This is a genomic window from Streptomyces sp. NPDC059010 (genome assembly GCF_042740355.1).
Classification (GTDB): Bacteria; Actinomycetota; Actinomycetes; order Streptomycetales; family Streptomycetaceae; genus Streptomyces.
Map to the genome: position 1 here is coordinate 207,851 of NZ_JBHYJA010000008.1, position 18,243 is coordinate 226,093.

General features: G+C 68.8%; 14 protein-coding genes and 1 tRNA gene. 3 read left to right on the top strand and 12 right to left on the bottom strand.

Annotated features, from left to right (window positions below; all coding sequences use genetic code 11):
• Positions 1 to 139: 139 nt before the first annotated feature.
• Complete coding sequence (locus ACFWYS_RS10980) at positions 140 to 688, top strand: DNA-binding protein (protein WP_272115836.1); 549 nt, start codon at positions 140 to 142, stop codon at positions 686 to 688.
• 203 nt (positions 689 to 891) lie between these two features.
• Positions 892 to 2,652: a serine/threonine-protein kinase gene (locus ACFWYS_RS10985; protein WP_384765813.1), complete on the top strand. Its 1,761-nt coding sequence runs from the start codon at positions 892 to 894 to the stop codon at positions 2,650 to 2,652.
• A gap of 200 nt (positions 2,653 to 2,852) precedes the next feature.
• On the opposite strand, the gene ACFWYS_RS10990 is transcribed toward ACFWYS_RS10985, so the two are convergent.
• Positions 2,853 to 4,088: a hypothetical protein gene (locus ACFWYS_RS10990; RefSeq protein ID WP_384765815.1), complete on the bottom strand. Its 1,236-nt coding sequence runs from the start codon at positions 4,086 to 4,088 to the stop codon at positions 2,853 to 2,855.
• A gap of 411 nt (positions 4,089 to 4,499) precedes the next feature.
• On the bottom strand, positions 4,500 to 4,628 hold the full coding sequence (locus ACFWYS_RS10995; protein WP_003999697.1) for a DLW-39 family protein: 129 nt from the start codon (positions 4,626 to 4,628) through the stop codon (positions 4,500 to 4,502).
• 347 nt (positions 4,629 to 4,975) lie between these two features.
• On the opposite strand from ACFWYS_RS10995, the gene ACFWYS_RS11000 reads away from it, so the two are divergent.
• A complete protein-coding gene (locus ACFWYS_RS11000) occupies positions 4,976 to 5,353 on the top strand; it encodes a DUF6344 domain-containing protein (protein ID WP_384765816.1) in 378 nt (125 codons plus the stop codon).
• A 211-nt stretch (positions 5,354 to 5,564) separates the two neighbouring features.
• Here ACFWYS_RS11000 and ACFWYS_RS11005 read toward each other — a convergent pair whose 3' ends face one another.
• The 10 genes from ACFWYS_RS11005 to dnaN form a co-directional block, all read right to left on the bottom strand.
• Complete coding sequence (locus tag ACFWYS_RS11005) at positions 5,565 to 6,308, bottom strand: AAA family ATPase (RefSeq protein ID WP_384765818.1); 744 nt, start codon at positions 6,306 to 6,308, stop codon at positions 5,565 to 5,567.
• A gap of 145 nt (positions 6,309 to 6,453) precedes the next feature.
• Complete coding sequence (locus ACFWYS_RS11010; RefSeq protein WP_384765820.1) at positions 6,454 to 6,786, bottom strand: hypothetical protein; 333 nt, start codon at positions 6,784 to 6,786, stop codon at positions 6,454 to 6,456.
• 217 nt (positions 6,787 to 7,003) lie between these two features.
• Positions 7,004 to 7,077, bottom strand: a tRNA-Ile gene (locus ACFWYS_RS11015).
• A gap of 125 nt (positions 7,078 to 7,202) precedes the next feature.
• Positions 7,203 to 7,997 (bottom strand): DUF3566 domain-containing protein, encoded by a 795-nt coding sequence (locus ACFWYS_RS11020; RefSeq protein WP_384765822.1) that lies wholly within the window; start codon positions 7,995 to 7,997, stop codon positions 7,203 to 7,205.
• Between the two features lie 18 nt (positions 7,998 to 8,015).
• Positions 8,016 to 10,604: a DNA gyrase subunit A gene (gene gyrA / locus ACFWYS_RS11025; RefSeq protein ID WP_384765824.1), complete on the bottom strand. Its 2,589-nt coding sequence runs from the start codon at positions 10,602 to 10,604 to the stop codon at positions 8,016 to 8,018.
• A gap of 42 nt (positions 10,605 to 10,646) precedes the next feature.
• Entirely contained in the window at positions 10,647 to 12,707 is a 2,061-nt protein-coding gene (gene gyrB / locus ACFWYS_RS11030; protein ID WP_384765826.1) for a DNA topoisomerase (ATP-hydrolyzing) subunit B, read from the bottom strand.
• Positions 12,708 to 13,219: 512 nt separating this feature from the next.
• Entirely contained in the window at positions 13,220 to 13,801 is a 582-nt protein-coding gene (locus ACFWYS_RS11035; RefSeq protein WP_384765828.1) for a DUF721 domain-containing protein, read from the bottom strand.
• Positions 13,798 to 14,919, bottom strand: coding sequence for a DNA replication/repair protein RecF (recF, locus tag ACFWYS_RS11040; RefSeq protein WP_384765830.1), 1,122 nt, complete (start codon positions 14,917 to 14,919; stop codon positions 13,798 to 13,800). The genes ACFWYS_RS11035 and recF overlap by 4 nt, the downstream gene beginning before the upstream one ends.
• A gap of 171 nt (positions 14,920 to 15,090) precedes the next feature.
• On the bottom strand, positions 15,091 to 15,966 hold the full coding sequence (gene gnd / locus ACFWYS_RS11045; RefSeq protein WP_384765832.1) for a phosphogluconate dehydrogenase (NAD(+)-dependent, decarboxylating): 876 nt from the start codon (positions 15,964 to 15,966) through the stop codon (positions 15,091 to 15,093).
• Positions 15,967 to 16,201: 235 nt separating this feature from the next.
• Positions 16,202 to 17,332 (bottom strand): DNA polymerase III subunit beta, encoded by a 1,131-nt coding sequence (gene dnaN, locus ACFWYS_RS11050; protein WP_384765873.1) that lies wholly within the window; start codon positions 17,330 to 17,332, stop codon positions 16,202 to 16,204.
• Between the last annotated feature and the right edge of the window lie 911 nt (positions 17,333 to 18,243).

Sequence of the window (18,243 nt, forward strand, 5' to 3'; positions counted from 1 at the left end):
CCACCTCCCCTCTCCCGGGCCCCCCCCCCTAAACCCAAATATTTGGGGGGGCCCCCATCCACCCCCCCCCACCTATACTCGCGGGGGGGGGTTCCCCACCCCCCCCCCACGGTTCATGGGGAAGCGATGGGGAGACGCAATGGACGCCGCACAGCAGGAAGCCACCGCAAGAGCGCGGGAACTGCAGCGGAACTGGTACGGGGAGCCGCTGGGGGCGCTCTTCCGTAAGCTCATCGACGATCTTGGTCTCAACCAGGCTCGTCTCGCGGGGGTGCTGGGACTGTCCGCACCGATGTTGTCGCAGCTGATGAGCGGCCAGCGGGCGAAGATCGGCAATCCCGCCGTGGTCCAGCGGGTGCAGCTGCTGCAGGACCTGGCGGGGCAGGTCGCGGACGGCAGCGTGAGCGCGGCCGAGGCCACCGAGCGCATGGAGGAGATCAAGAAGTCGCAAGGGGGATCGGTGCTCAGCAACACCACACAGACGACGAGCAGTTCGGGTGCGCCCACGGTCAAGCGGGTGGTCCGCGAGATCCAGTCGCTGCTGCGCTCGGTGGCCGCCGCGGGAGACATCATCGAGGCCGCGGACACTCTCGCCCCGACCCACCCGGAACTGGCAGAGTTCCTCCGGGTGTACGGCGCCGGACGCACCTCCGACGCGGTCGCGCACTACCAGTCCCACCAGAACTGACCCCGAGGCCCGGTTCGCCGAAGGGGGTTCGGCAGCCGGGCCGGCGGCCCGCGTCCTGAAGGGCGCGCAAGCAGGCCGGTGAGGCGGGAGTCCGCCATGGCGGCACGGGGGAGTCCGCCAAGGGGGTCGAGCGAGGGGGAGTCGTATCGCTCGTGGAGGGGGAGGCAAGGGGGTAACCGAAGGGGGAGGAGCGACGCACAGCCATGGGTGAGGTCTTCGCCGGCCGGTACGAACTGGTCGACCCGATCGGACGCGGGGGCGTCGGCGCCGTCTGGCGTGCCTGGGACCACCGCCGTCGTCGGTATGTGGCCGCCAAGGTGCTGCAGCAGAGCGACGCGCACTCGCTGCTGCGGTTCGTCCGTGAACAGGCGCTGCGGATCGATCACCCCCATGTGCTCGCGCCCGCCAGCTGGGCCGCCGACGACGACAAGGTCCTGTTCACCATGGACCTGGTGGCCGGCGGTTCGTTGGTCCATCTCATCGGGGACTACGGCCCCTTGCCGCCGTCGTTCGTCTGCACGCTCCTCGATCAGCTCCTCGCGGGGCTGGCGGCGGTGCACGCGGAGGGCGTCGTCCACCGCGACATCAAGCCGGCCAATCTGCTCCTGGAGGCCACCGGCACAGCGCGTCCGCGGCTGCGCCTGTCCGACTTCGGCATCGCCATGCGCCTGGGCGAGCCCCGGCTGACCGAGACCAACCTCGTGGTGGGGACGCCCGGTTACCTCGCGCCCGAACAACTCATGGGCGCGGAACCGGACTTCCCGGCCGACCTGTTCGCCGTAGGGCTGGTGGCGCTGTATCTGCTGGAGGGCGCCAAACCCGATGCCAAGGCGCTCATCCAGTACTTCGCCGCGCACGGAACTCCCAGCGCGCCCAAGGGCATTCCCGAGCCGCTGTGGCAGGTCGTGGCCTCGCTGGTGCAGCCGGATCCGCAGGCGCGGTTCCGCACGGCCACGGGGGCACGCAAGGCCCTCGCCTCGGCCGCGGAGCTCCTGCCGGAACCCGGCCCCGACGACGAGCTGATCGAGATCTTCGACCAGCTCGGGCCACTGCCACCGGGGTACGCGCAGGAGGGGCCGCTGAAACCGGCTCCGGGGGTCCAAGGGGGGCGGGGTGGCTCCCGGCAGTCGGGCACGAGTGCCGGTTCGGGTGCGGGTTCGGGTGCGAGTTGGGGCTCCGGTGCCGTGGGGACGGGTGACGGCGGTTCGGGATCGGCGGGCGTCGACTCCGGATCGGCGGGCGTCGGCTCGGGAGGGGCAGGTGCCGGGTCGGGAGGCAGCGGCATCGGCGCCGCACCGCTGGGCGCTGGGTCCGGGGCGTTCGGCATCGACTCGGGCGCCGCGTCGAGCGATCCGCGCCACGGCGTGGCCGGGCCGACCCCGGTCTCTGGAGTCACGGCGTCCCAGTCCATGCCCGCTCCGCGCACGCCCCCGCCCCCGCCCGGATTCCGACCGCACGCCGCCCAGGAACCGTCCGTACCCTCGCAGCCCGCCGACAACAGCGGGCCCGTCAGCATGTCGGACACCGGCAGCTTCCATCTGCCACCGCCTCAGGACACCGGCTCCACTCCTCAAACGCCCAGGCCACAGCCTCAGCCACAGGCGGAGGCCCAAGCCCAGGCCCAGGCCCACCAGGACGCGCAGCACCACTCCGCTCCCTACTCCCCCTACGACACCACGCACGTCCTGTCCTCCCCCCATCCGCACACACCGCAGTACCCGGCCCAGCCCTCGACGCCGGCGCAACACCAGCGCGTCGATGCCTCTACTGCTTCGTACACCGCTCAGAGCCCGCAGGTTCCACCTTCGGCTCCCTCAATTCCGCAGCCGCCCCGCCCTGGCGGCCGCCGAGCCGCCCGCCGCGCCGCACGCCGCCCCGGTCCGCCTGCCAAGGTGACGGTCCCGCTTCTGCTGCTGGCCCTGGCCTGCTATGCCGTGGGGTTCTGGGCACTGGCCCACATCTGAGTTCGCTGAGGCGCCGATGGCCCGGTGCTTCTGGGGTTCAGGCCTCTGAGGTTCTACGCCTCTGGGGTTCTAGGCTCCCGGGGGCTCAGAGCGACAGAGCTTGCGATTCCCCGCAGGCACAAACCCACAGCTCCCCCACCGGACCACAGGCACGCCCGCCCCGCCGACTACAGGCCCAAACGGCCGGAACCCTCCGCCGACTACCAGGCCCGAACCCTCCGCCGAGCCACCACGGCCCACACCCCCAGCACCACGAGCACCACAGTCCCGGTCCCGATCCCACTCACCGCAAGTACGGTCATCGCGGCGTCGTCACCGTCGCCCCCGACCGCACCCCCCGCAGCCGCCGCCCGGTCGCCCGCCGAAACCTCGAAGACGCCCTCCGGCTCGGGCTTCCCCGCATAATCGGGCCCGGCCTGCGCCGTACCCCCCACCTGCACGCTCAGCGTCAGCCCGAGCGGCCCTTCGCCGTGCCTCTCGGCCACCTCGGTGGCGAGGTGCACCACGAGGTAGTAGGCCCCGGCGAACCGCACGCCGCTGATCTCGTCGGGGATGGCGTACCGGTTCTCGTACGCGACCGGCGGCAGGGGGTCGAGTTCGACGGCCCGCCGGCGGCCTTTGTAGGTGGTGCTCGCGTGGTCGACGAGGCCGCGCGCGGGGTTGTAGAGCGCGACGTCCATGGCGCCGCTCACGTAGCCGTCGCCGCTGCTCGAATCGCCCAGTTCGGCGGTGGCGTACAGCTGGCGGCCCCAGTCGAGGGGGACCTTGTAGAAGAGCGTTTGGCCGGGCTTGATGTCGGAGCTCCAGAGGCCCTGGCCGACGGTCGCCGCCGAGGCGAAGCCGGAGCCGCCCGCACGGCGCACGCTCTCGCCGGTGAGGGGGGTCGGTGTGGCGGAGTTCCAGGCCTCGGGGGCGCTCGTCGCGCCGGTCTGCTGCAGGGGCGGCTCCGAGGTGGTGACGAGCTCCAGGTCCCAGGGGCCCGGCGCGGAGTCCGCCGTAGCGACGCGTTTGACGATCACGTGGTAGGTGCCGGCGCTTTTGCAGCGAGGACGGCTGCCGGAGACCTCGCGGGCGGCCCACACCGCGATCGGGCGGGCGCTGCCGACGAGGCCGAAGGTCTTGGTTTCGGAGGAGCAGGGATGGTCTTCCGTGTCCTCCACGGACACCTTGATGCCGTCGCTGGCGGGGACGTCGCCGGGAGGGGGGATCGCCGTCACGGAGATGTATGTGTCGGATTTGGCGTCGAGATCGAGGCTGTAGTAGATCTCTCCGCTGCTCGGCAGGGAGCTCTTGTACGTCGCGCCGGGCGCGAGGGGCGGGGCGTCCGTCGGGCTCGTCGCCCCCGTGACGGGACGGGCGTCCGGCGCGAAGGCGTAGGAGCTCGGGATTCCGGCCGCGAGCGCGGGATGACCCGGCAGGGCAGCCGACGTACCCACCAGCAGCGCCGCTCCTACAAGGGCGGTACGCGTGCGTGCCGAGCGCTGGGGATGAACACGCCGCCCCCTCTCGCGGCGCCACCACGCCGTACGCCGCCGCCCCATCACGCGCCACCCCTCGTTTTGTCACCGGAACACGGCCGCGCCGAGCCATGGACGTCACCGATCCATCGCCCGCACCGGACCACGGACGTCGCCCATCCTGCCCAGCCCGGCGGCGCGTCACCCACGCATTCCGTACGGCCGTCCGAAACGCCCGGGTCTAGGGCATGCGACCGGCTCCTGCAACTCGACGCCACGCCACTGCACCGCGCTCCGCGCCGCAGGAACCGCGGACAGAAGGAAGCCTTGGCACACAAAACCCCGACCGCAAGGGCGGCCGGGGTCTGCTTCAGATTCCGATGTAGTGGCTCACGAACCCGTGGGCACGGAGTCAGTCGCCTCCGTCCACAGATCCTGCTCGGCGCGATCCGCCTGGATCTGGCGGTACACGAGGAGCCCGCCGATGGCGGCCAGTGCGACCAGGAGAAGCTTCTTCACCGCGCGACCTCGTCTTTCCTTGACGTAGGGGACCTCTGGCGCCCGACTATACACACCGACCGATACCGATCGGTGACCTACGTCGGGCCTCAACTGCCGTCCGGAACAGCGCAGTAGAAGCGGATGGCGCCGCTCCGATCGGAGGGTGATCACATCCCGACAGACGGTGACTTTTAGCCCCTTCCTGCTGCTTCCCGCAACTTCAGGCGCTTTCCGGGCTTCTTTCCTCCATCCGAGTGGTGTTCATCTGAAGATCGACGCGCCACGGGCGTCGGTCCATGACTTCGCGGCCCCCATACACATCATGAGGAAAGTACGCAAATCGCCCAACCCGAAAGTGAGGGACCATGGCCAGGAACAAGGTCATGAACCTGTGGACCACCATCGTCACCGCCTTCCTCGCGCTGTTCACGGCGCTCGGATTCGTCACGACCAGCTCCGCCGCACCCGTGGCGCACACTGAGACGTCACGCAGGACCGGCAGCGACGACAGCGACCGCAACACACAGGTGACGGTGCCGGCGACGCCCCAGTGGGCCTGGTCCTACGCCAGATCGCTGCCACCCACGATGAAGCAGCGCATCCGAGCCGAGGCGCACGGCAGGACCCCCGGCTGCCGCCACCGCCCGCTCACGGAATCGGAAGCGGCCACGGCCACCTCGGACACCGGTGGATGCGAATCCGCCGCCGACCCGGAACGGCCCCTCGTACCGCACCAGCGCTGACCCGCCGGCTCACCCCGAACCGTCAGCACTCTGCTCCGACTGCAGCGTCTCTTATCCAGACAGCACCATCGCAACGAGCTTGCGTACACAGCACCGCTCACGCAGTACCGCTCAAACAGTCCTTCCAGCAGCACCGCATGCCGTTCCTCCTTGCCGTACCGCTTCACGACGCCATGCCGTACCTCTCATGACGTCGGCCCCACGGTGAACCTCATCCCCCTTCGACGATGTGCCGGAGGTAGGCCCCCGGGTCGTTGAGGTAGCGCCGCCAATGGTCGACGAGCTCCAGATCCCGCCAGCCGGCGGGACGCATTCCGTGGTCGCCCACCTCGATGATCTCGGCGCCGGGCAGCGCCGTCAGCACGGGTGAGTGCGTGGCGCAGATGATCTGCGCACCGGAACGCCCCAGCTCATGCAGCAGCCCGACGAGTTGAAGACAGGAAGCGAAGGACAGCGCGGCCTCGGGCTCGTCCAGGACGTACAGTCCCGGCTCCCGGAACCGCTCGCGGAAGGCCATCAGAAAGCCCTCGCCGTGGCTCATCTGGTCCACGGCCCCGGACAGCCTTCTCGTCTGAAACTCCCGGCCCAGCGCGTCCAGCGCCGTCTCCGCCCGCAGGAAGAATCCTCTGCGGCGCGTACGAGGCCCGCGCATCATTCGACGCCCGGCCGCAGTCGCCTCGAAACGTATCCGCCCGCCCAGTGTCGAAGGCTCGCGCGAACTGGCATACCGGTAGCCCGCGGATCCGCCCCAGGAATCCAGGCCGAACCCCTCCGCCAGCGCCTCGACCAGGGTCGACTTGCCCGAGCCGTTCTCCCCCACCAGGAACGTGACCGGCGCGGTGAATCTCAGGCCGTCGTCCAGCAGCTCCCGCACACACGGCACCGACCACGGCCACCGGCTGCCATCCTCCAGTTCGCCCTCGGCAACATGCGCGTAAGCCCGTTCCACGATCATGCCGCCAGGCTCTCATCCGGCACTGACAGTCGACCTGCCACCGAAGACGTCAAAACCCCCAACCGTGATCGGTTGGGGGTTCTCACCGGTGGGGCCCAACTCAGCGAGCCAGGGGCTTGGAATGGATCTGGGCGTCCCGGGACGCTCAGCCGCCGTACTCGATCGCCACGCCGCCGACGCCGGTGCTCAACGGGCCGCAGCCTTTACCGATACTGCTGCTCGTGCCCGGCGTCACATAGACCCAATTCGAGTAAGCGTCGGGGGACCAGCCGCAGATGGCGCGTACGGAGAACGCGTGCAGCTGGGTCCCGGGGTTGTAGCAGTTGCCGTAGGCGACATTGTCCGCGATCCAGGTGTTGCACTGCAGCACGTTGCCCTCCGCGGCCGCCGCGGGTGAGGCGGTCGCGAGACCGACTCCGCCGACGAGAGCGATCCCCGCTGTTCCGGTGACGAGTGCGCGCTTCCAGAGGCTCTTCATGTCCTGCCCTTCTGTTCCGCCCTGTGCCCAGGCGTTTGGATCAGTGAAGGCCACGAGGGCTCCGGCGGGTACCTGAGACGTCTGAGGGTCCCGGTACTGAAAATGCCGGTGCCGGGACCGCCCTAGGTGACCACGCGGTCGGTGGAGCGGCTTTGGGCGGGAGCTGCGTAGATGTCAAAGACCCCCAGGGAAGATCACCTGGGGGTCTTTTCGCATGTGGGGCTAACAGGATTTGAACCTGTGGCCTCATCCTTATCAGGGATGCGCTCTAACCAACTGAGCTATAGCCCCGCCGCGCTCTGCGGTGTGTGTCCCGCGCGCTGACTCCTGAAGATTAGCGCACGAGGTGGGCAGTCCCAAAATCGGTTGTCGGAGCACCGCCAGGGGAGGTTTGAAACCGCCGGAGGCGGCTACGGTCACTCGTCCTCCGCGAGCGTCAGCTCGACGCCGCCCACGAAGCCGGCGGAGAGGTTGTAGATGAACGCGCCGAGTGTCGCCAGTGCCGTGGCCAGGACGACGTCGATGACCGCGATGATCGACGTGAACATGAGCACGTGCGGCAGCGACAGGAAGGACTGCAGGTCGAAGCCGTTCGACTCGTTCGAGCCGGTCGCCTCGGAGATCGTGCCGCCGACCGTCGAGAAGACGCCCATCGCGTCCATGACCATCCACAGGACGGCCGAAGCGACGATGGTGCAGATGCCGAGCGCGATGGAGAGCAGGAAGCTGACCTTCATCACCGACCACGGGTCGGCCTTGGCCACCCGCAGGCGCGCCTTGCGGGTGCGGGGCGCCGTACGCGCCCCTGTGCGCGGCTTGCGCGTCGAGCTCGCAGGAGCGGGCGTCTGGTAGGCCTGCGGCGGGTGGTAGGGCCCGGCGGACTGCTGGGACTGCCGTTCCCCGGGCAGTGGCGACGCCGACGGCGCGTGGGCCGGCGGCTGCGCCCCTGCGGGCTGGGGCTGGGCGCCCGGAGCCGCGCCGGCCGCATACTGCTGGGTCTGCGGGCCTCGGGTGTCCGTCACGGTTCCCCCCTGGGATCCAGGTGCGTCGGGCGAGGGCGACTTCTTCGCGGGTGACTTGATCGCTTTCAGCTGGGTGGTGTGCGTGTCCGCAGCCTGCGCGGCGGAGCCACGGCCGCCGCCGTCCGTGTCCTTACCGGCCGTGGGACCGGTCGAGGTACCGGACGATCCGGCGCCCGTGGCTCCGCTCACGATCACTCTCTCCTCGTGCTACTCCGCCGAGGGTGCCGCACCCTCGTCCGTGCCGGTGGCCGCGGCGCCGTCGGCGGCCTCGTCGACGGCCACGTCGCCGTCGACCTCCTCCGCCTCGCGCCCCGCCTCGGCGTTACGTGCGATACCGACCACGGCATCGCGCTTGCCCAGGTTGATCAGTTGGACGCCCATGGTGTCACGGCCCGTCTCCCTGACCTCGTTGACTCGCGTACGAATCACACCGCCGCCCAGCGTGATGGCGAGGATCTCGTCGGTCTCCTCGGTCACCAGCGCGCCGACGAGCGATCCACGGTCCTCCACGATCTTGGCGGCCTTGATTCCGAGGCCACCGCGACCCTGGACGCGGTACTCGTCGACGGGGGTCCGCTTCGCGTACCCGCCGTCGGTGGCAGTGAACACGAACGTACCGGGTCGAACAACATTCATCGAGAGCAGCTCGTCTCCCTCACGGAAGCTCATGCCCTTGACACCCGACGTGGCACGGCCCATGGGGCGCAGCGACTCGTCCGTGGCCGTGAACCTGATCGACTGTGCCTTTTTGCTGATCAGGAGCAGATCGTCGTCAGGCGAGACGAGCTCGGCGCCGATCAGTTCGTCGTCGGAACCGTCCTCGCGCTCACGCAAGTTGATCGCGATCACGCCGCCGGAGCGGGGCGAATCGTAATCCTTCAGCGAGGTCTTCTTCACAAGTCCGGCCTTCGTGGCGAGCACCAGGTACGGCGCCGCCTCGTAGTCGCGGATCGCGAGGATCTCGGCGATCGCCTCGTCCGGCTGGAAGGCCAGCAGGTTCGCCACGTGCTGTCCACGCGCGTCACGGCCGGCGTCCGGCAGCTCGTACGCCTTGGCCCGGTAGACGCGGCCCTTGTTGGTGAAGAACAGCAGCCAGTGGTGCGTGGTGGAGACGAAGAAGTGGTCGACGATGTCGTCTTCCTTCAGCTTCGTGCCGCGTACGCCCTTGCCGCCGCGCTTCTGCGCCCGGTAGTCGACGGTCTTGGTGCGCTTGACGTAACCGCCGCGCGAGACCGTGACGACGATGTCCTCCTCGGCGATCAGGTCCTCGATGGACATGTCACCGTCGTAGGGCACCAGCATGGTCTTGCGGTCGTCGCCGTACTTCTCGACGATCGCGGCGAGCTCCGCGCTGACGATGCCACGCTGGCGGACCGGCGAGGCCAGGATCTCGTTGTACTCGGTGATCTTCGCCTGGAGCTCGTCGTGCTCCTGGATGATCTTCTGGCGTTCCAGGGCGGCCAGTCGGCGCAGCTGCATCTCAAGGATGGCGTTGGCCTGGATCTCGTCGATCTCCAGGAGCTCCATCAGGCCGCCGCGCGCGATCTCGACGGTGTCGCTGCGCCGGATCAGCGCGATGACCTCGTCGATGGCGTCCAGGGCCTTCAGCAGGCCGCGCAGGATGTGCGCCCGCTCCTCGGCCTTGCGCAGCCGGAACTTCGTACGGCGGACGATGACCTCGATCTGGTGCGTCACCCAGTGCCGGATGAACGCGTCCAGGGAGAGGGTGCGCGGGACGCCGTCGACGAGCGCCAGCATGTTGGCGCCGAAGTTCGTCTGCAGGTCCGTGTGCTTGTAGAGGTTATTGAGTACGACCTTGGCGACCGCGTCCCTCTTGAGCACGATGACGAGGCGCTGACCGGTGCGGGACGACGTCTCGTCGCGGACGTCCGCGATGCCGCCGATCTTGCCGTCCTTCACCAGGTCGGCGATCTTCTGCGCGAGGTTGTCGGGGTTGGTCTGGTACGGCAGTTCCGTGACCACCAGGCACTGGCGGTTCTGGATCTCCTCGACCTCGACGACCGCCCGCATGGTGATGGAGCCGCGGCCGGTGCGGTACGCCTCTTCGATGCCCTTGCGGCCCACCACAAGGGCGCCCGTCGGGAAGTCGGGGCCCTTGATGCGCTCGATGAGGGCGTCCAGGAGCTCCTCGTGCGAGGCCTCCGGGTTCTCCAGGTACCACTGGGCGCCGGCCGCGACCTCGCGCAGGTTGTGCGGCGGGATGTTGGTCGCCATGCCGACCGCGATCCCGGCCGAGCCGTTGATCAGCAGGTTCGGGAAGCGGGAGGGCAGGACGGTCGGCTCCTGCGAGCGGCCGTCGTAGTTGTCCGTGAAGTCGACGGTGTCCTCGTCGATGTCACGGACCATCTCCATCGACAGCGGCGCCATCTTGCACTCGGTGTAGCGCATGGCCGCCGCCGGGTCGTTGCCCGGAGAGCCGAAGTTGCCGTTGGAGTCGACGAGCGGCATGCGCATCGACCACGGCTGGGCGAGACGGACCAGGGCGTCGTAGATCGAGGAGTCGCCGTGCGGGTGGTAGTTGCCCATGACGTCGCCGACGACGCGCGCGCACTTGTAGAAGCCGCGCTCGGGGCGGTAGCCGCCGTCGTACATGGCGTACAGGACGCGGCGGTGGACGGGCTTGAGGCCGTCTCGGACGTCGGGCAGCGCGCGGGACACGATGACGGACATCGCGTAGTCCAGGTACGAGCGCTGCATCTCCGTCTCAAGCCCGACGGGCTCGACACGCAGGGTCTGTCCCTCGTCAGGAGTGACGGGAGTGTTCTCGTCGGTCATTGCTGGTGAAGGTCCTTCCTGGTGCGGTCAGCTGAGACCGACTCAGATGTCGAGGAAGCGGACGTCCTTGGCGTTGCGCTGGATGAACTGGCGTCGGGCCTCGACGTCCTCGCCCATGAGGACCGAGAACAGGTCGTCGGCCTGGGCGGCGTCGTCGAGGGTGACCTGGCCGAGGACGCGGTGCTCCTGGTCCATGGTCGTGATGCGCAGCTCCTCGGCGTTCATCTCGCCGAGACCCTTGAAGCGCTGGATCGAGTCCTCGCGGACGCGCTTGCCCCGCTGACGGCCCATCTCCAGCAGCGCGTCGCGCTCGCGGTCGGAGTACGCGTACTCGACCTCGTCCCGGCCCCACTTGATCTTGTAGAGCGGAGGACGGGACAGGAACACGTGCCCGGCCTCGACCAGCGGCCGCATGAAGCGGAACAGGAAGGTCAGCAGCAGGGTGTTGATGTGCTGGCCGTCGACGTCGGCGTCCGCCATCAGGATGATCTTGTGATAGCGCAGCTTCTCGATGTCGAAGTCCTCGTGGACTCCGGTGCCGAAGGCCGAGATCAGCGCCTGGATCTCCTGGTTCTGCAGGATCTTGTCGATCCGCGCCTTCTCGACGTTGAGGATCTTTCCTCGGATCGGGAGGATCGCCTGGTACTCCGGGTTGCGGCCGGACTTGGCCGAGCCGCCGGCGGAGTCACCCTCGACGATGAAGATCTCGCACTTGGTGGGGTCGTTCGACTGGCAGTCGGAGAGCTTGCCCGGCAGGGACGCCGTCTCCAGCAGGCCCTTACGACGCGTCAGGTCACGGGCCTTGCGGGCCGCCACGCGCGCGGTGGCCGCCTGGATGCCCTTGCGGATGATGTCCGCCGCCTCGTTCGGGTTGCGGTCCAGCCAGTCCGCGAGGTGCTCGTAGACGACCTTCTGCACGAAGGTCTTCACCTCGGTGTTGCCCAGCTTGGTCTTCGTCTGGCCCTCGAACTGCGGCTCGCTCAGCTTCACCGAGATGATCGCGGTCAGACCCTCGCGGATGTCGTCACCCGTGAGGTTGTCGTCCTTCTCGCGCAGCAGCTTCTTGTCGCGCGCGTACTTGTTGATCAGCGAGGTCAGCGCGGCGCGGAAGCCCTCTTCGTGCGTACCGCCCTCGTGGGTGTGGATGATGTTGGCGAAGGAGTACACGCCCTCGGTGTAGCTGCTGTTCCACTGCATCGCCACTTCGAGGGAGAGGCTCCTCTCCTTGTCCTCGGCCTCAAGGTCGACGACGGTGGGGTGCACCACGTCTCCCTTGCGGGAGTTGAGGTACTTCACGAAGTCGACGATGCCGCCCTCGTAGTGGTAGTCGACCGACCTGACCTCGGCCTTCTCGTCGGCGCCCGCCTCGTCCGCCCCCGACGTCGCCTTGGCAGACTCGCGCTCGTCGGTGAGTTTGATCCTCAAACCCTTGTTGAGGAACGCCATCTCCTGGAAGCGCCGCGAGAGCGTCTCGAAGGAGTAGTCGGTGGTCTCGAAGATGTCCGGGTCGGCCCAGAAGGTGACCGAGGTGCCGTGCTCATCGGTGGCCTCGTGCTTGGCGAGCGGGGCGGTGGGGACACCGAGCTTGTAGTCCTGCGTCCAGCGGTAGCCGTCGGTCTTGACCTCGACGGCGACCTTCGTCGACAGGGCGTTCACCACGGACACGCCGACGCCGTGCAGACCGCCGGAGACCGCATAGCCGCCGCCGCCGAACTTGCCACCCGCGTGCAGCACGGTCAGCACGACCTCTACGGCCGGCTTGCCCTCGGACGGCACGATGCCCACCGGGATGCCACGGCCGTTGTCGACGACCCGGACGCCGCCGTCGGCGAGGATCGTCACGTCGATCGTGTCCGCGTGGCCGGCCAGCGCCTCGTCGACGGAGTTGTCGACGACCTCCTGCACGAGGTGGTGCAGTCCGCGTTCGCCGGTCGAACCGATGTACATACCGGGTCGCTTGCGAACCGCGTCCAGACCCTCAAGGACGGTGATGGCGCTGGCGTCGTACGAGGCGGTGACCTCGCCGTTCGACGAGGTCACCGCGCCGTTGGCGCCGGCGTCGGTGGACGGGATGTTCTCGTTGGGGTTGCCGGAATCGGCCACGAAGCGCCCTTTCTGGCACAGCACTAGCCAGGCTCGCCGGCGGGTTGCCGGAGCGGCTGCGGCATGTTGCGTTGGTAAGCCTTGATCAGCGTTGCTCAGCTTTTCCCGGACGGTCCCCACGTTTGGGGCGGGATTGGCCTCCAGTCTACCGGTAGCGCCGACAGTGATGGGGGTTTGCCGGTACCTGAGTCCGCATGTGCCGCCCTGAACCCGGCTCGGCCGACTCCCGATATGCGGATGGGGTCTCCAAGAGGCTCACGGAGCCACTCAGCGCTTCCGGCCGTCAACCCTTGGCTACTTCGGAGTCAGGTCGCGATCCGCCACCCCGTGCGGCCGTACGACGAGGAGGCCGCCGGCGGTGTGCCGTGACCGCGGATGGCTGTTGATGTGATGTCGGTCACCTATGGCTGATGGGGCCATCAGGACTGCTGTGACGGGGGTTTCGGGGCGGTCGGATAGCGCGGTTCACCGGCTCTCGCGGGGTCCCCGCACCCGGGACCGGCCGGGTCCGATCAGCCGTAGGTGTCGCCGGGCCCCGTGCTGCCCGGGGCGCGCAGCGGGCCGTACCGGCGGGCGGGGCCACCCGGACCGTTCACCTTGATCTGCCGCACCGCGCCATGGCCCAGGTCCTCGTTGAGGCGGGCGACCAGAGTCGGGGCGAGCAGCCGCAGGTTGGTCGCCCAGGCCGTCGAGTCACAGCGCACGACCAGGATCCGCTCGTCCTCGTCGTACTTCTCCGGCACACAGTGCTTGGCGACGTCCTCACCGACGATCTGCGGCCAGCGGCCCATAACACCGCCCACCGCGGCCGGAGTCTCCCAACCCCGCTCGGTGATCAGGCGGTTGATGGCAGCGCCCAGCGCCAGGGGGTCGCGTCCATCTGCCCGCGCGCCGGAGCGCAGGCCGCCCCCGCGCCGCGCCTGCTTCTGCTGCCGGGCAGCGTCCCCACGCGCGCGTGCCTGCTCCTTGGCCGCCCTGAGCGCCACGCGCGCGAGGTCGACGCCGGAGGGTTCAGGGCTCTTCTTGGGAGCGCCGGGAGCGCCGGGAGCGCCGGGTGCGTCCCCGGACGGCTTCTCGGACGGGTTCTCGCTCATACGCGCTCCACCGTCCCCTCGGACACCACGTACCGCGCCCCTGCCAGCACATGCGGTACGTCGTCGTCGACCGCCGCTGTGACCAGGACCTGCTCACCGGGCGCCACCAGCTCGGCCAGCCGCTCTCGGCGCCGGGCGTCCAGCTCGGCGAAGACATCGTCCAGGACCAGCACCGGCTCGTTCCCCTCGGCCCTCAGCAGGTCGTACGACGCCAGGCGCAGCGCCAGCGCGTAGGACCAGGACTCGCCGTGCGAGGCGTATCCCTTGGCGGGCAGCTGACCGAGTTTGAGAATCAAATCGTCCCGATGCGGGCCTACGAGCGTCACGCCACGCTCGATCTCCTGCTTGCGCGCCTCGGCGAGCGCCGCCATCAGCTGCTCGAAGAGATCCTCACGCGTGTGTGCCTCGCCGGGAGCCGACGGCTTGTAGTCCAGGGCGACGGGGCCGCCGCCGGGGGCCAGCTGCTCGTACGCCTTGTCGGCCAGCGGCTGGATCGTCGCGATCAGGTCCAGGCGCTGGGCGAGCAACTCGGCGCCCACGCGCGCGAGGTGCTGGTCCCAGACGTCGAGCGTGGACAGGTCCATCGTGCGGCCGCCATGACGGCGGGCCAGCGCGGCCGTCTTGAGAAGGGTGTTGCGCTGCTTGAGCACCCGCTCGTAGTCGGAGCGCACGCCCGCCATCCGCGGGGAGCGCGCGGTGATCAGCTCGTCGAGGAAACGGCGCCGCTCCCCGGGGTCGCCCTTGACCAGGGCGAGATCCTCCGGGGCGAACAGGACGGTCCGCACGATGCCGAGCACATCACGGGGTCTGACCTGCGATGACCTGTTGATACGGGCCCGGTTGGCCTTGCCGGGGTTCAGCTCCAGCTCGACCAGCTGCTGCCGTTCGCCCTGCCGGACCTGCGCCCGGATCACCGCGCGATCGGCGCCCATGCGGACGAGGGGGGCGTCGGAGGCGACGCGATGGCTGCCGAGGGTGGCCAGATAGCCGATGGCCTCGACGAGGTTCGTCTTGCCCTGGCCGTTGGGGCCGACGAAGGCGGTGACGCCCGGGTCCAGCGGGACCTCGACCCGGGGGTACGAGCGGAAGTCGGCCAGCGACAGATGCGTGACGTGCATGGTCGTTCGCCGACCTCCCCCAACGTGTACTTCGGGTTTCCCCTGATTCGGGTTTCCCGGCTCATCCACGGCCTGTGGACAACCGGGCCACCCCCGAGGGTGCCAGGTCGGCATCCCCAGGGTGTGGATTACTTCCTCCCGGGCTCTTCGCGCTCCCGGGCCCTTCTCGGACTACCTCTTCTCGACCGCGTGGCCGCCGAACTGGTTCCGCAGCGCCGCGATCACCTTCATCTGCGGCGAGTCCTCCTGACGGGAGGAGAACCGCGCGAACAGCGAAGCTGTGATCGCCGGCAGCGGCACCGCGTGGTCGATGGCGGCTTCCACAGTCCAGCGTCCCTCACCGGAGTCCTGTGCAAAACCCTTCAGCCTGTCCAGGTGCTCGTCCTCGTCGAGGGCGTTCACCGTCAGGTCCAGCAGCCAGGAACGGATGACCGTGCCCTCCTGCCAGGAGCGGAAGACCTCCCGGACGTCGGTCACGGAGTCGACCTTCTCAAGGAGCTCCCAGCCCTCGGCGTAGGCCTGCATCATCGCGTACTCGATGCCGTTGTGGACCATCTTGGCGAAGTGCCCCGCGCCGACCTTGCCGGCGTGCACCGCACCGAAGTCGCCTTCCGGCTTCAGGGCGTCGAAGAACGGCTGCACCTTGGCGACGTTCTCCGCGTCACCGCCGTACATCAGCGCATAGCCGTTCTCCAGGCCCCAGACGCCGCCGGAGACACCGCAGTCGACGAAGCCGATGCCCTTGGCCGCCAGCTCCCCTGCGTGCCGCTCGTCGTCCGTCCAGCGCGAGTTGCCGCCGTCCACGACGACATCACCGGGCTCCAGCAGCTCGGCCAGCTCGTCGATGGTCGACTGGGTCGGCGCGCCCGCCGGGACCATCACCCAGACCACGCGCGGGCCCGGGAGCTTGCCCACAAGCTCTTCCAGGCTGTGGACATCCGCGAGGTCCGCGTTGCGGTCGTATCCGACGACGGTGTGGCCTGCGCGGCGGATCCGCTCGCGCATGTTGCCGCCCATCTTGCCGAGGCCGACGAGACCGAGCTCCATCAGTTGTTTTCCTTAGGTCGCTGTGTGGCGTGCGGGGCGCCCTCGCACCCCTGGGGCACCTGCGTACCCCCGGTCCGAGCCTAAACCCGGACGCACGCGCACATCCGTGGGCATACGCGCTCAGACGTACGCCCTCACCTGCGGATTTCCCCACAGGCTGGGGCCGCTCCGGCCACAACCTGTGGACAACTCCCGGTCGGACCGCGACCGCTCAGCCGCTCAGCCGCTCAGCCGCTCAGCCGCTCAGCCGCACCGGCATGATCAGGTACTTGTAGGCCTCGTCCGCCTCGGCGTCCAGCGCGGGCTTGCCGCTCAGCAGCGCCGGCTTCGTGGACGTCGTGAACGACAGCTGGGCCACCGGGGAGTCGATGGCGCTCAGGCCGTCCAGCAGGAACGTCGGGTTGAAGGCGATCGAGATGTCGTCGCCCTCCAGCTGCGCGTCGACCCTTTCCACAGCCTGTGCGTCATCGCTGGAGCCGGCCTCAAGGATCAGCACGCCCTGCTCGAAGCTGAGCCGCACCGGGGTGTTGCGCTCGGCGACCAGGGCCACACGCTTGACGGCCTCCACGAAGGGGGCGGTCTCGATCACGGCGACGGAGTTGAACTCCGTCGGGAACAGCGTGCGGTACTTCGGGAGGTCGCCCTCCAGCAGACGGGTCGTCGTACGGCGGCCCGCGCCCTCGAAACCGATCAGGCCCTCGCCGGAGCCCGAGCCGGACAGCGCCAGGATCACACTGTCACCGCTGGTCAGCGCCTTGGCGGTGTCCAGGAGCGTCTTGGCGGGCACCAGGGCGACCGCGGAGGCCTCCGGGTTCTCCGGCTTCCACAGGAACTCCCGGACCGCGAAGCGGTAGCGGTCGGTGGAGGCCAGCGTCACCGTGTCGCCCTCGATCTCGATGCGCACACCGGTCAGGACGGGCAGCGTGTCGTCACGGCCGGCCGCGATGGCCACCTGGGCGGCCGCGGAGGCGAAGACCTCGCCGGGGACGGTGCCCGTGGCGTTCGGCATCTGCGGCAGGGCGGGGTACTCCTCCACAGGCAGTGTGTGGAGTGTGAACCGCGAGGAGCCACAGACCACGGTCGCCCGTACACCGTCTGTGGAAATCTCCACCGGGCGGTTGGGCAGAGCGCGGCAGATGTCGGCGAGCAGTCGACCGGAGACGAGGACCGTGCCCTCCTCCTCGACCTCCGCTTCCACCGACACGCGCGCGGAGACCTCGTAGTCGAAGCTGGAGAGGCTCAGCGCACCCTCCTCGGCCTTCAGCAGGAGGCCGGCGAGGACCGGCGCCGGCGGACGGGCCGGGAGGCTGCGCGCCGCCCAGGCCACGGCCTCCGCGAGTACGTCGCGTTCCACCCGGATCTTCACTGTTGCCGCCTCCTGCTGTTGCCGGCGCTTCTCGGCCTGCCTGGCTTCGTCGTCTGTCTCGGTGTCGTCGGCCCCAGTGAGGGGAAGGACACCGGGAACAGTCTGACGCACCCCACTGACAGTAGGTGCCTCTCGGGGTCAAGTCGTGACGAGGGGCAGCCGGGAGCCGGACAGCGAGTTGTGCACAGGACCCTCTTCGAAACGGATTCCCAGCTCTCTCTAGTTGGGAGTAGTAGTAGGGCCTGTGGATACCGTGGATAACCACGTTTTCCCAGCTCAGAGCCGGAATTTTGTCCACCGGGCCTGTGGGTGACGGCAGTGGACAACTGGGTGTCTCTGTGGAGAACGGAAAGTTCTGCACACCCCATGCACAGCCTGAGGCGACTTCTCCCCAGCGCCGTCCCCAGCTTTACCCACCTTTCCCACAGCCCATCCCGGCAACTTCATGTGACGGCTTTCACTCGACTCGGTGAGGAGGCGCGTCGGGTTGCCGAACAGTGGACAGCGATGTGGAGAAGCGGGCGATCACTGGGGACAACCGGCCCCAGCCTGTGGGTTGCCCGTGGACAACTTGATGCACAGCCTGTGGATCTCCGCTCTGTCCACAGTCTGTGGAGATCGTTCGTCCACGAATCCACACCCAGGTGACCTGGTCTGATGGTCTTTCAACAGGCGTCCCTGTGGACACAGTCTGGACAACTTCCCAGTCCCCAGGGTGTGGACGGGAAAAACTTGCCGAATCTGTGGAGAGTGGCCGTAACGCGGCAGCCATTCGAACAGCCGACGGCCGTGGCATGACGAAGGGCGCCCCCCGAAAAAACAGCCGGGGGGCCCCCCGCCGCGGACGCCCGTCCCCACGCGCGGCACGAGTGCGCCACCGCGGCCGGACGGCTGCGTGTGGAGGCCGACGG